At 67.2% G+C, this 12,152-nt stretch carries 12 protein-coding genes; 5 read left to right on the forward strand and 7 right to left on the reverse strand.

Annotated features, from left to right (window positions below):
* Positions 1-42 precede the first annotated feature (42 nt).
* Positions 43-687: a dihydrofolate reductase family protein gene (locus BJ987_RS10725; protein WP_209887608.1), complete on the forward strand. Its 645-nt coding sequence runs from the start codon at positions 43-45 to the stop codon at positions 685-687.
* 86 nt (positions 688-773) lie between these two features.
* Here the strand turns inward: BJ987_RS10725 and BJ987_RS10730 are convergent, their stop codons facing one another.
* The 3 genes from BJ987_RS10730 to BJ987_RS10740 all read right to left on the reverse strand — a co-directional run bounded on the left by BJ987_RS10730 (position 774) and on the right by BJ987_RS10740 (position 3,324).
* Positions 774-1,181, reverse strand: coding sequence for a hypothetical protein (locus tag BJ987_RS10730; RefSeq protein WP_209887611.1), 408 nt, complete (start codon positions 1,179-1,181; stop codon positions 774-776).
* Positions 1,182-1,309: 128 nt separating this feature from the next.
* On the reverse strand, positions 1,310-2,557 hold the full coding sequence (locus tag BJ987_RS10735; protein WP_209887614.1) for an MFS transporter: 1,248 nt from the start codon (positions 2,555-2,557) through the stop codon (positions 1,310-1,312).
* Positions 2,554-3,324 carry an MBL fold metallo-hydrolase gene (locus tag BJ987_RS10740; protein ID WP_307869564.1) on the reverse strand — a complete coding sequence of 257 codons (771 nt, stop codon included), beginning with the start codon at positions 3,322-3,324 and terminating at the stop codon, positions 2,554-2,556. The genes BJ987_RS10735 and BJ987_RS10740 overlap by 4 nt, the downstream gene beginning before the upstream one ends.
* 89 nt (positions 3,325-3,413) lie before the next feature.
* Here BJ987_RS10740 and BJ987_RS10745 point away from each other — a divergent pair, with 89 nt between their 5' ends.
* Positions 3,414-4,022 (forward strand): ABATE domain-containing protein, encoded by a 609-nt coding sequence (locus tag BJ987_RS10745; RefSeq protein WP_209887617.1) that lies wholly within the window; start codon positions 3,414-3,416, stop codon positions 4,020-4,022.
* 204 nt (positions 4,023-4,226) lie between these two features.
* On the opposite strand, the gene BJ987_RS10750 is transcribed toward BJ987_RS10745, so the two are convergent.
* Complete coding sequence (locus BJ987_RS10750) at positions 4,227-5,561, reverse strand: lipase family protein (RefSeq protein ID WP_209887620.1); 1,335 nt, start codon at positions 5,559-5,561, stop codon at positions 4,227-4,229.
* 137 nt (positions 5,562-5,698) lie between these two features.
* On the reverse strand, positions 5,699-6,685 hold the full coding sequence (locus BJ987_RS10755; protein WP_209887622.1) for a TIGR03557 family F420-dependent LLM class oxidoreductase: 987 nt from the start codon (positions 6,683-6,685) through the stop codon (positions 5,699-5,701).
* Positions 6,686-6,888: 203 nt separating this feature from the next.
* Here BJ987_RS10755 and BJ987_RS10760 point away from each other — a divergent pair, with 203 nt between their 5' ends.
* The gene (locus BJ987_RS10760) at positions 6,889-8,355 is read left to right on the forward strand and encodes a flavin-containing monooxygenase (RefSeq protein ID WP_209887625.1); all 1,467 of its coding nucleotides are present in this window, start codon (positions 6,889-6,891) and stop codon (positions 8,353-8,355) included.
* A gap of 10 nt (positions 8,356-8,365) precedes the next feature.
* Here the strand turns inward: BJ987_RS10760 and BJ987_RS10765 are convergent, their stop codons facing one another.
* Positions 8,366-8,824, reverse strand: a complete 459-nt coding sequence (locus BJ987_RS10765) for a nitroreductase family deazaflavin-dependent oxidoreductase (protein WP_209887628.1) — start codon at positions 8,822-8,824, stop codon at positions 8,366-8,368.
* A 173-nt stretch (positions 8,825-8,997) separates the two neighbouring features.
* On the opposite strand from BJ987_RS10765, the gene BJ987_RS10770 reads away from it, so the two are divergent.
* Both BJ987_RS10770 and mbp1 read left to right on the forward strand, forming a co-directional pair.
* Complete coding sequence (locus BJ987_RS10770) at positions 8,998-10,002, forward strand: alpha/beta hydrolase (protein ID WP_209887631.1); 1,005 nt, start codon at positions 8,998-9,000, stop codon at positions 10,000-10,002.
* Between the two features lie 97 nt (positions 10,003-10,099).
* Complete coding sequence (gene mbp1 / locus BJ987_RS10775; RefSeq protein WP_209887634.1) at positions 10,100-10,342, forward strand: microaggregate-binding protein 1; 243 nt, start codon at positions 10,100-10,102, stop codon at positions 10,340-10,342.
* 69 nt (positions 10,343-10,411) lie between these two features.
* On the opposite strand, the gene BJ987_RS10780 is transcribed toward mbp1, so the two are convergent.
* The gene (locus tag BJ987_RS10780) at positions 10,412-12,040 is read right to left on the reverse strand and encodes a serine/threonine-protein kinase (RefSeq protein ID WP_209887637.1); all 1,629 of its coding nucleotides are present in this window, start codon (positions 12,038-12,040) and stop codon (positions 10,412-10,414) included.
* Between the last annotated feature and the right edge of the window lie 112 nt (positions 12,041-12,152).

A 12,152-nucleotide genomic window follows, 5' to 3' on the forward strand; every position in this document is an offset into this window, starting at 1 on the left:
TGAGGGTGGTTTTATTCCGCAACCACTTGTATCGGAGCCTGTATGTCCCGGACACGAGTCCACAACCTTTTCGTCTCCTCCGACGGGTATGCCGCCGGGGATCACGTGACGTTCGATGCGCCGATCGGGGGAGCGGCGGCGCTGTTCGGCAAATTCGATGGGCGCGTCATCGACGGCATTCACGGGGTCGAGGAACCGGTGACCGTGGACCGCGCCATGTTCAGCATGTGGGGACAAGGGGTTGGGGCGGAGATCATGGGGCGGCGCAAGTTCGGCCCGCAGGCGGGGGAATGGCCGGACGACGGGTGGCGGGGATGGTGGGGAGATGCGCCGCCCTTCCGCACCCCGGTTTTCATCCTGACCCATTACCCGCACGAAACACTCGAGTTCGACAACGGCACCAGTTTTCACTTCGTGGACGCCTCGCCGCAGGAGGCGCTGCGCTTGGCGCAAGACGCGGCCGGCGGGTTGGACGTCCGGATCGGCGGCGGACCGTCCACCGTGCGCGAGTTCCTCCAGGCCGATCTCATCGATTTTCTGCACATAGCGATCGTTCCGATCGTGCTCGGTGCCGGTGTCCGGATCTGGGATCACCTCGCCGGCCTGGAAGAGCGGTTCAGTGTCGAGTCCATCAGCACATCCAGCGGTCTGACGCATCAGCTGTGGAACAGGAACCGCGGCGAGTAAGAGTGCGGTGACTCGGGTTGATGACCGCACGAGCGAGCCCCGCCCGGTGACTCCGGGCGGGGCTCGATCGGGATGGGCGGGCAAGATCAGGCGGCGTCGAGGGCGGCGGTGATCTTGCGGGACATCTCGGTGAGGGTGGGGCTGGTGGGCCCTTGGTGGGGGCGGGTGGCGGCGCTGATGGCGACCAGGACGGTGTTGCGGAAGTTGGCGGCTTCGGTCGGATCCTGTTGTCCGAGAAGGGACATGGCGGCGGTCAGGGCGGGCAGGACCTGGTCGGCGAGTTCGGCGGCGGACTTGCCTTGCAGCTTGATGTCCTTGGACTTGGCGGCGAGGACGTGCCCGACCAGGCCGGTCGCGGAGTACAGGGCGATGGAGCCTTCGGTGGCGGTCTTGTGCGGCTTGCCGGTGCTGTCGGCGGCGGCCATCAGGGAGACGGCGCCGTAGGCGGCGGTGCGCAGGGTGGTCTTGTCCTGGGTGGTGAGGGTGATCGACATGGCGGTTGCTCCTTGGGATTCGGTGTCCGGGCGGTGTGTTCGCCGGTGAACTGCTTACGAGAACAACAATCGCCCGCTGTCCTGACACGGGGCAGTCACCGCGCTGACACGACCACTGACACCGGCGCTCAGCGAAACCGGACGGCAACGACCGCGGGCAGGATGGCCAGGGCCAGGATGCCGCCGCCGAGCGCCAAGAGCGGAAAACCTGCCGCCGCGACGACAAGACCCGACGCCATGCCGCCGGTGGCTCCGGCGATGGCGACCGAAACATCTACTAGGCCTTGGGTTTTGGCGCGGGTAGCCAGCGGGACCGCGTCGGTGAGCAGCGCGGTGCCGGCGACCAGGCCGAAGTTCCAGCCCACACCCAGCAATGCGAGGGCCACCGCGAACAGGACGAGGGAGTCGTCGGGCGCGGCGGCGGCAACGATCCCGGCGGCCAGCAGCGTCAGTCCGGCGAGTGCGGCGATCGGTAGCCGGCCGTAGCGGTCGACGAGCCGGCCCGTCACGGGCGACGGCAAATACATTGCGCCGATGTGGATTCCGATCACCAGGCCCGCCGCGGCGGTGCTGTGACCGTGCTCGTGCATGTGCACGGGCGTCATGGTCATGATCGCCACCATGACCAGTTGAGTCAGCACCATGATCAGCGCACCGGCCAGCACACCGGCGCGGTGCGGTGTGGTGACGAGAGGCGTTGTGCCCGACTGTTTCTCCGCGGCGACGCGTTCGGCTTCGAGTGCGCGCGCCAGCAGCAGTGGGTCGGGACGCAACCAGACCGCCAGCACGACGGCGGCTAACGCGTAGGCGGTCCCGGCGAGCAGGAAAGGCCCGGAAAGGTAGGGAATACCAAGGGTTTTCGCGAGATCTCCGGTCAGGGCGGTCAGATTCGGGCCTACCACGCCGCCGAGCGTGGTGGCGACCAGCACCGTGGACACGGCCCGGGCGCGGTGCGCCGGGGCGGCGAGATCGGCTCCGGCGTACCGGGCTTGCAGGTTCGTGGCCGTGCCCGCCCCGTAGACGAACAGCGCGAAGAACAGCAGCGGTGCGTTGCCCGCGACAGCGGCCACTACGACACCCGCGCTGCCGATAGCGCCCGCCAGATACCCGGCCGCCAGCCCGGGACGGCGACCACGCGCTTGCGAGATGCGACCGACGGCGACGGCCGCGAGCGCGGAACCGGCGGTGCCCAGCGCACTGGGCAGACCGGCCAGGCCGGTGGAGCCGAGCATGTCCTGCGCGAGCAGCGCGCCGACGGTCACTCCGGCCGCGAGCCCGGCTCCGCTGAGGATCTGGGCGGCGACCAGAACGATCAGGACGCGGCGCTGCGCCGCGTGCGGCAATCCCTCGCCCCGCACGGTCGTGGACGTCGTCATCCGAGGTCCAGGCGGTCCGCGAGTCCGGCGGCGGCGAAGGCGGCCGTCAATTCGGCACGGCCCTCGGTGAAATGGGCCCAACCCTCGTAGTGGACTGGAACGACGCGGCGCGCCCCCAGCAGTTCGGCGGCTTCCGCGGCCTGCGCGCTGTCGAGGACGAGCGGTTCGCCGTCGAACAGGATCGGAAAGCGCGGTGCTCCGGCGAAGAGGATGGCGGTGTCCACCGGTCCACAGCGATCGGCGATCTCCCGCACGGCGTCGAGTGAGGCGTTGTCACCGCTGACGTAGATCGTGGGCAGGCCCGTTCCGGTCAGCACGAATCCCACTACCTGACCGGTGACGGGTTCGACTTCCGCGCGGGTGCCGGGACCGTGGATGGCGGGCACGCCCGTCACGGTGATCGTGCCGCCGCCGGGCCGGTCGAGCTCGATCGCCGCCCAGTCGGCCAATCCCTTGGCGTTGTGCCCGAGGCGATTCGCGCCCCCGGGTGTGGTGAGGGTGAGCGGGACATCGGCGAGCAGGGCGCGGCCGGAAATATCGAGGTTGTCGGGGTGTTCGTCGTGAGAGAGCAGCACGACGTCGATGCGACCGAGATGGGCGGCCGTGGCCGGGGCGGTCTTCGTCAATACTCCGCCTGGTTGCCGGTATTCGCGCGGCTCGTCGAAGGTGGGATCGGTGAGAAACCGCAGCCCGCCGTATACGAACAGGGCGGTCGGGCCGCCGATGACTTGAACGGGGATGTGCGCATGCTTCGTGCCGACGGCCACGGCGAGAACTCCTCACGGATGAAAGCTTGTGTATCCGTGAGGACAGTAGGCGTTTATCACGGATAAATGCAAGCAGTACCATGAGACTCATGAGTGGAAGCCGCGTGGCCGAGTCGGTGCTCCCGCCCGCGCCGGGTGCGGAGCGCTACCTCGCGCTCGACTTCGTCAACAGTGCGATCGCGCTGCCCGGTGGGCACTTCCTCGATCTGCTCGGCACCCCGGCCGCGACGAATCAGTGGCTCACGAATCGCGACCTCGCCCCGCCCGACGCCGGTGTGCGGGAGATCTGCGTGACCCAACTGCGGGCGCTGCGCGAACACCTGCGATCCCTGTTCGCCGCCCGCGTGACCGGGTTGACCCCCGTGCCTGCCGCGCTGTCCGCCGTCAACGACGCGCTCGTCCGGGTGCCGACCGCCGCTCTGCTGTACTGGGACGAGGAACGGGGCCCGCACCGCGCGGCGAAGTGCCCGCCCCACGAGATCATCGACCGCACCCTCGCGACCCTCGCGGCCGACGCGGCCGACCTCCTCACCGGCCCCGACGCCGAAGCACTCACCACCTGCGATTCCGCACCCTGCAACCGGTACCTGCTGCGCCACGGCCGTCGCCACTGGTGTTCTACCCGGTGCGGCGACCGGGTCCGCGCCGCCCGCGCTTATGCCCGTCGGACCCAGTCGAAAGCGCTGAGCGGCAACTGATCCCGCGCCGCACCGGTGGAATTCCGCTGCCGGGCAATCCCGGTGGCAAGAGTGCGACTGTTCCCGCGCCGCACCGGTGGAATTTGGCTGCCGGGCAATGCCGGTGGCAAGAGTGCGACTGTTCCCGCGCCGCACCGGTGGAATTTGGCTGCCGGGCAATGCCGGTGGCAAGAGTGCGACAGTTCCCGTGTCGCACTGTCGAATTCAGCTGCCGGGGAACCCCGGCGGCAGGGGAGCGAAGGCCGCCATGAACTTCGGGCCCGCCGGCAGACCGCGGAGCAGGGCGCTGGTCCACGCGACCGCCGGCGGCCAGCCGGTGACCGCGTTGATGATGTGTTCTGGAACCGGGACGGTGTAGAAGCGCAGGTCCGCGCCGCGGTCCCAGTAGCTCTGCACGGTCGGGAGCACGACCTGGGCGGGCGGGATCAGTTCGTCCCAGACGCCGTGCCACCAGAGCACGGGGGTGTCCGGAATGTGCTTGCCGAGGCTGTTGTCCCGCAGCACCCGCATTACTTCAGGGCTGCTCTCCAGCGATTTGCCGGGCTGGAAGTAGTCGCTGATCGGCCGGTAGGCGCCGGTGGCGGCGATTGTCGCGTAGCAGCGCTGCTGGAAATCGGCGAGGATTCGCTGTCCGTCCGGGGTCAGGAGTTCCCGCGCGTCGAAGGCGTCCGGGTATTCGCGTGACAGCGAAGCGAATCCGAGCCACATGGTGAAATTGCTGATTCCGGTCAGGCCGGGTTGCTGGCGAGTGGCGAATTTCGCCTGTTCCACCAGGCTGCCGGGTGTACCGCCGATGGTGGTGCCGAGCAAACGTACGTCGGGTGCGTAGGACTGCCGCAATTCGGCGGCCCGAATGGAACCCGATCCGCCACCGGAATAGCCGTAGAGGGCGATGCCGGAATCGCTCAGGCCAAGGCTCGCTTCATTTTTCATGGCGCGCAGGCTGTCCAGCACCATCTTGCCTTCGGCATAGGTATTGAAGGTGTTGAATTTGCCGTCGAAGTCGGGCACATTCAGCGCGAAGCCCTGCATCAGCCAATACTGGACCAGCGCCACCTCTTTCATCGTGCCGGCCTGCAGCGTGTAGGAGGGGTTGCAGGTCGAGTTGGTGGAATCGATCGCCTCCTGGAACGAGACCACCGGACGCTGGCTGCCCGACCATGGGATACCGGGCACGATGACCGTCGTGGCAGTCACGATCGGATTGTCGTGCACATCGTTGGAGCGGAACAGCAACTGCTTCGTATACACCGGGAACGGAATCCCGAGCAGCCGCGTCTGAACCTCTCGGCTGCGCACGATCGCACCGGGCGCGAACGATTCGAGATCGACCGGATCGTCGTACCAGGAATCCTCGGCGGGCGTCGGAATCGGCAGCATGTCGTACAGCTGCGGTTCCGCCGGCAATTGCGGGAGCTGATTCTGATCCGGCGGAAACACCGGCAGCCCCGGTTGCGCGGCCGCCACGCCGCCCGCACTTGTCAGCACGCACGCCGACACCAGCGCCAAGGCCAGTCGTCGCAGATTGTTCCTGGCCATTTCGCAGTAACCCCGTTGTTCCTGTGTGGCCGGACATAGTTGTCCAGCGCTTCGGATTCAGCACACAGGATGTGCGAGCCGGGCGCTATCGGCAGACTTCCGACGCTGGGCCCCGGCTCTTGTGCATGTGCACGAGGTCAGGCGCGCACCTTGGAATTCGCGGGCTCCAAGGCGTGCAACCGATCGGCGAGTTCGGTGCGATAGAACTCGATGAAACCGTCCGGGTCGGGACCTGCGTTTTGCAGAACCGGATGGTCGTAACCGGCGTCGGTGTACTGCTTGACGGCCGACACGAACCGTTCCGGGTCGGTGCCGCAGGTGAATTGTTCGAGGATGTCCTCTTCCCGGACCGTGGCGCTCGCGGCGGCGAAGTTCTTGGGGTTGGGCAGTTCGCTCATCACCGGCCAACCGGCGAGGGCCCAGCGTGAGGTCTCCCAGGCCGCCTTCGCGCCGGTGTGCTCGTCCGGCGCCCACGCCACCGGCACCTCGGCGTAGCGGGGGCCGTCTCCGCCGGCGCGGTGATAATGCTCCACCAGTTCGGGCTTGGGTTCGGTGGTGAACAGGCCGTCACCGAGCTCGGCCGCCAGCTTCGCCGCGGATTCACCACCGGCCGCCACCGCGATCACCGGCGGCTGATCCGGCAGATCGAAGATTCGCGCATCCGAAAGTTGCAGGTATTGGCCCTGATAGGACTGGTAGCCGCCGGACCACAGCAGCCGGATGATCTCCAGCGCTTCGCGCAGCATTGCCTGCCGCACCCGCACCGCGTCGGGGAACTCCAAGCCCACGATGTGCTCGTTGAGCCGCTCGCCCGAGCCGACGCCGAGAGTGAAGCGGCCGTCCGATACCAGCGCCAGGGTGGCGGCGGCCTGGGCGACGATGGCGGGGTGGTAGCGCAGTGTAGGGCAGGTGACGCCGGTGGCCAACCCGATGCGGTCGGTCTCGGCGGCGATCGCGCCGAGCACGGTCCAGGCGAACGGTGAGTGGCCCTGGTTGTCGAGCCAGGGGTGGAAGTGGTCGCTGATCTCGACGAAGTCGAAACCGGCTTCTTCGGCGCGGACTGCCTGCCGGATCAGCTCCTTGGGCCCGAAACCCTCCGCGGCCAGCTTGTACCCGATCTGCATCGTTACCTCCTGGATTCGGCGCCATCGGACTATCGAGGTCCTACCCGTCGCGTTGATCAGCAAACCGCCCTGTGCGGGGTCACCTGGCGCGCGGATTGACTTACCCCGCCATCCGAAATACCGTCAGTATTCGAATACTGGCAGTATCCAACGAGGAGGTTGGGCATGATGAGGTGTCGGTCGGCGGCTGCGGCGGTGGGCCGGTGAGGACCGTGCCTCGCGAGCCGCGCATTGTGGTCATCGGTGCCGGCGTCTCCGGGATAGCCGCCGCTATTACCTTGCAGCGCAACGGACTTCATGACTTCGTGATCCTGGAAAAGGGGTCCGACGTGGGTGGGGTGTGGCATTGGAACCGCTACCCGGGCCTGACCTGTGATGTGCCGTCGCAGCTCTACCAGTTCGGGTTCGCGCCGAATCCGAAATGGTCGCAGGTCTTCGCGCCGGGGCCGGAGATTCAGCGGTATCTCGCCGATGTCGTCGACCAATTCGACCTGCGCGCGCAGGTGCGGTTGAACTCGGAAGTGGTGGCGGCCCGATTCACCGGGACCGGGTGGCGCGTGGAGACCGGCGACGGGGCCGTCCACGAAGCCGACTTCGTCATCGCGGCGACGGGCGTGCTGCACCATCCGGCCATGCCCGAGATTTCCGGCTTGGACGCATTCGAGGGCGACGTGCTGCACACCGCCCGCTGGGACGATGCCGTGCCCACCGCGGGCCGGCGGATCGCGGTCATCGGCACCGGATCCACTGGTGTGCAAGTGGTTTCGGCACTACAGCCGGAGGCGGCGCGGCTCACGCATTTCGTGCGCAGCCCGCAGTGGGTCATCTGGGCGCCGATGTGGCTGCCGCAGCCGGGCATTGTCGGCGCGGTGCTGGATCGGTTGCCGGAGGTCAACAAGACGCTCTACCGAGCGGGCATGCTGGGGGCGAAGGTGTTCACCGATGTCGTCACCCGGCCCAGCTGGCGTCGGCGCGCGGTCCAAGAGTACGCGCGGCTGAGCTTGCGCGCCCAGGTCCGCGACCCGGAATTGCGGGCCCAGCTCACCCCGGACTACGAGCCATTGTGCAAGCGACAGGTGTTGTCCGGCAGTTACTATCGGGCACTGAGCGCTCGCAACGCCGAACTCGTCGCCGCGGGCATCGAGCGCGTGACTTCGACCGGTATCCGCACCACCGACGGTCGCGAGCACACCGTCGACCTGATCATTTTCGCGACCGGCTTCCAGGCGCACAATTACATGCGTCCGATGAATCTGGTGGGCCGCGACGGACTTTCGATCGACGAGGCCTGGGCGAAGGGCCCGCGGGCCTACCGGATGACCGCTGTGCCCGGCTTTCCCAACTTCTTCACGGTGCTCGGCCCCAATTCGCCGACGGGTTCGATTCCGCTGCATCACGCCGCGGAAGTCACCGCCCGCTATATCACCGCCTGGATCACACGCTGGCGGGCGGGCGAATTCGACACCGTGGAGGTCACCGAAGCGGCCACCGACCGATTCGCCGCCGAAGTCACCGAGGCGCTGGGCCCGACCGTCTGGAACACCGGCTGCAATTCCTGGTACTTCACCGAAGGCGGCGCCATCGATCTGCTGCCCTTCGACCGCGGCACCATGGAAACAATGCTGGCCGCACCCGACGATCGGGATTTCCAGCTGCGGAAGGTGTCCTGACAAAAGCGCCCTATGCGAGCGGGGCGAGCCGAACCACCGGGTATTCCCGGTCCGATTTGCTCTGGTATTTGCCGATCCGCGGTGAAGCAGTGGTGATGATCTCGAAGGCTTGTTCGCGCTCGGCGCCCTCGAGCCGCTGCGGGCGGACCGGGAGCGGACCATCGCTGCCCGGCAGTTCGATGGTCGCCTGGTCGGGATGCGCCATCAGGTTGGTGTACCAGGCGGGATTCCGACTGCCGCCGCCGGACGCGATGACCAGCCGGCCGCCGCTGCCGTCGTCGAACCAGGCGACCGGGGTCTCCCGGGGCGCGCCGCTGCGCGCGCCGATGGTGTTCAGTATCAGCACCTCCATGCCCGCGAACCCGCCCTTGCCTTGGCGCACCTTACGATTCATCCGGGCATTCATCTTCTTCTGCATCCAGATCGAGAACGCTCCGGGAGTACCGGCTTTACGCTGCTTTTCCGACATTGTCTTCCTCCGTCACCATCGAACCGAATTACCAGCTCTTTCGGCGTTTTCGCCGTTGACGACAACGTTAGGCGCGGGGCACCGGTTCGAGCTTCTCGATTCCTGATCGGTCGCGCTGGTGATCAACAGCACTGTCGCGTAACGGCTCGGTGTCGGCGACAGACTTAGATGCGGTGAAGCTTTCTGCCCTACGCAACATCGCCGCGGTCGCACTCACCGCCGCGTTGACGACGACGCTGCTCGGTGGCACCGCTTCGGCGGCCCCGGAAAAGCCCTCGGCCGTGACCTCCATTGTCAAAGAGGGCCGCGACTGGCATTTGACGGTGTATTCGGCCGCGATGGACACCGAGATTCCCGTCTACGTGCAGCGCCCGGCCGACGAGTCGACCCCGGCACCGAACATCTGGCTGCTGAGCGGGCTCGACGGTGGTGAAGGCAGCGCGAGCTGGCAGGCCCGCACCGACGCGCTGGAATTCCTGGCCGGCAAACCGGTGAATGTGGTCCTGCCGATCGGCGGGCGCGGCAGCTACTACACCGACTGGCTGAAGCCGGACCCGGAACTCGGCGTGAACAAGTGGCAGACCTTCTTCACCGAGGAACTGCCGCCGCTGCTGGACAAGACCTTGAACTCGACCGGCCGCAACTCGCTGGCGGGCCTGTCGACCTCGGGTACCTCGGTGCTGCAACTGGCCGAAGCCAAGCCGGGCCTGTGGCAGTCGGTCGCCGCCTACAGCGGTTGCGCGCAGATCGCCGACCCGATCGGCAGGCAAGCCGTGAAACTCTCGGTCGAGACCTGGGCCGGTGGTGACACCGAGAACATGTACGGACCTGACGACAGCCCGCTGTGGGTGCAGAACGACCCGGTCATCAATGCCGAAAAGCTGCGTGGCACAAAGCTTTACCTGTCCAGCGGGAGCGGCATCCCGGTCGCCGCGGACGTCATGTACTACCTGAACCAGGCGCCCGGGCCGATGGGCGCGGTCAACCTCAGCCTCGGCATGATCATCGAGGGCGCCACCAACGCCTGCACGGTGAACCTGAAGAACCGTCTGGATGCCCTGGGCATCCCGGCGACCTATCAATTCGACCCGGTCGGCACGCATTACTGGCCGTATTGGGAAACGGCTCTGCACAAGTCGTGGCCGCTGCTGGCGGAGGGCATGGGCATCGCGCCCTAGGCGGTGCTGTGGCCCGCGCCACTTACCGGGAGATGTTTCGCTTTCGTGAGACGGGTATGCCCAGATTGTCAGCCGTTGCCTGATATTGGAGGTAGTTGTGCCCGAGCATCAGAGTGGTCCCCGTGAAGGAATCGAAGGCGTCGTCGAGGACGTGAAGGGTAAGGCCAAGGAGGCCGCCGGGATCGTCACCGGCAACGAGGGCCTCAAGGAAGAGGGCCGCGCCCAGCAGGACAAGGCCGAATCGCAGCGTGAGGCCGCGCAGAAGGAAGCCGCCGCCGAAAAGGCGCGGGCCGAGGCCGATATCGACGAGGCCCGTCAGTCCGGTTATCAGAACCGTTGACGGGATCCGGTGCGGGTGGTGGTCGCGACGCGATCGCCACCCGCACCGTTGTGTCCGGGTCCGACTGTGTCAGCGTTCGACGGGGACCACGTGGACCACGGTGCCGTCGAGGGCGGCGGCCAGGTAGCCGCCGTCGTAGTCGTCGGCGAGATAGAACCGCAGGGTGGGCTTGTCATCGTTGAAGGACCAGTGGTCGACGATGATGTAGCGCTTGGTGGGGTTCGGGAGGCCGATCTTCTCCTCCGCGGTACGGAACAGCCCGGGAACGAGGTCCCAATTGATCGTGTTGAGCCGGATCGTGGGGTCGGTGAGCGTGCCGCCGGGGCCGATGCGGGTGGTTACGGAGTTCTCGCGCTTGAAATTATAGGAGTCGTAGACGGTGGGGCGGTTCGGCACGGGGACCCCGGTGTTGATGAAGTCGGGATAGATCACCGTATCGGTGAATTCGGTGCTGCCGGTGGCTTTTTCGATCGACGCGATCGCTTGCCGGATACCGTCGGGGGTCAGCAGGCTCGTGCTTTCGGTGGGGGCGGGGGCCGCGGTTTCCGTGTCGGTGGCCGGGCCGGGGGTGGCGCTGGGTGTGCCCGGTGCCGACGGTTGCGCTGTCGAAGTGTCCGGCCAGGCCGTCCACATCGCTATCGGCACGGTGGCCGAAGCGATCAGCAACGCCGCGATTCCACCGACGATGAGAACATTCCGGCGGCGCTCAGGCGGTCGGGGTGCATGCGAGAGCTGTTGCGCGTCAACGGGTTGCGCCGGCGCGTACCGCGCACCCGGTAGCGACGGCGGTCCGGACCGATCGACCGAACTGCGGGTCGTCGATTCCGGCCCGGGAAACGGCTGGGGTATCGCGTCCAGCCGCATCGACGGTGTGGAGGTCGCGGAAATCGCCTGTGCCAGTAGCTGATCCACCTGTTCCAGGGACGGGCGCCGCTCCGGATCGGCGACCAGCAGCGCTGCCAGGACGGGCGTCAACGGCCCGGCGCGTCGTGGCGGCGGAACCTCGCCCGCCAGGACCGCCGCCAGCACCGCGACGGTGGTTTCGCGCCGCATCGGATGAAAACCCTCGACCGCGACGTAGAGCACCAAACCCAGCGACCACAGATCCGATGCCGGATGCCCCTCTTGTCCGCCGAGTCGTTCCGGCGCGACGTATTCCAGCGACCCGACCAGGTGCCCGGTGGAGGTCAGCCCGTTCAATCCGTCGATGGCGGCGATCCCGAAATCGGTGAGCACCGGCGAATCGTCTTCGCGCAGCATCACATTCGCGGGTTTGACATCCCGGTGCAGCACCCCCACCGCGTGCGCGGCACGCAGTCCGGCGAGGATGCCCCGCCCCAGCCGTGCCGCGACGCCCACCGGCAGCGGTCCTGCGGCCAGCCGATCGGCCAAGCTCTGCCCCCGCACCAACTCCATCACGATCCACGGATGCGCCTCGGCCGCGGAGTTCACGATGTGATGCACCGCCACCACATTCGGGTGCCCTATCCGCGCCAGCGCCCGTGCCTCCCGCAGCACCCGTTCTCGCTGCACGTCCGGCGAACTGGCCCCCGGCGACACATCCGGCCGCACCTCCTTGAGCGCCACCTCCCGATGCAGCATCACATCCAGTGCCCGCCACACCGTCCCCATACCCCCACTGCCGAGCGGCTCGATCAACTCGAAACGCCCGTCGACCATTGTCCGCCCGGAAATCACCGCGTCAGCCTATGGCGTCCACGAGCCCCGCGCGAGAGCCACCTACGTCCGCCGCCAACCGCATCGGTGCCAAACATACGCACACCCTCTGTGTGATCCACAGAGGGTGTGC

This window comes from Nocardia goodfellowii (genome assembly GCF_017875645.1).
GTDB classification, from domain to species: Bacteria; Actinomycetota; Actinomycetes; order Mycobacteriales; family Mycobacteriaceae; genus Nocardia; species Nocardia goodfellowii.

Bases quoted from the DNA above. Each gene is read 5' to 3' on its own strand.
- BJ987_RS10725 (WP_209887608.1), top strand. From the start codon at position 43: ATGTCCCGGACACGAGTCCACAACCTTTTCGTCTCCTCCGACGGGTAT.
- BJ987_RS10730 (WP_209887611.1), bottom strand. From the start codon at position 1,181: ATGTCGATCACCCTCACCACCCAGGACAAGACCACCCTGCGCACCGCC.
- BJ987_RS10735 (WP_209887614.1), bottom strand. From the start codon at position 2,557: ATGACGACGTCCACGACCGTGCGGGGCGAGGGATTGCCGCACGCGGCG.
- BJ987_RS10745 (WP_209887617.1), top strand. From the start codon at position 3,414: ATGAGTGGAAGCCGCGTGGCCGAGTCGGTGCTCCCGCCCGCGCCGGGT.
- BJ987_RS10750 (WP_209887620.1), bottom strand. From the start codon at position 5,561: ATGGCCAGGAACAATCTGCGACGACTGGCCTTGGCGCTGGTGTCGGCG.
- BJ987_RS10755 (WP_209887622.1), bottom strand. From the start codon at position 6,685: ATGCAGATCGGGTACAAGCTGGCCGCGGAGGGTTTCGGGCCCAAGGAG.
- BJ987_RS10765 (WP_209887628.1), bottom strand. From the start codon at position 8,824: ATGTCGGAAAAGCAGCGTAAAGCCGGTACTCCCGGAGCGTTCTCGATC.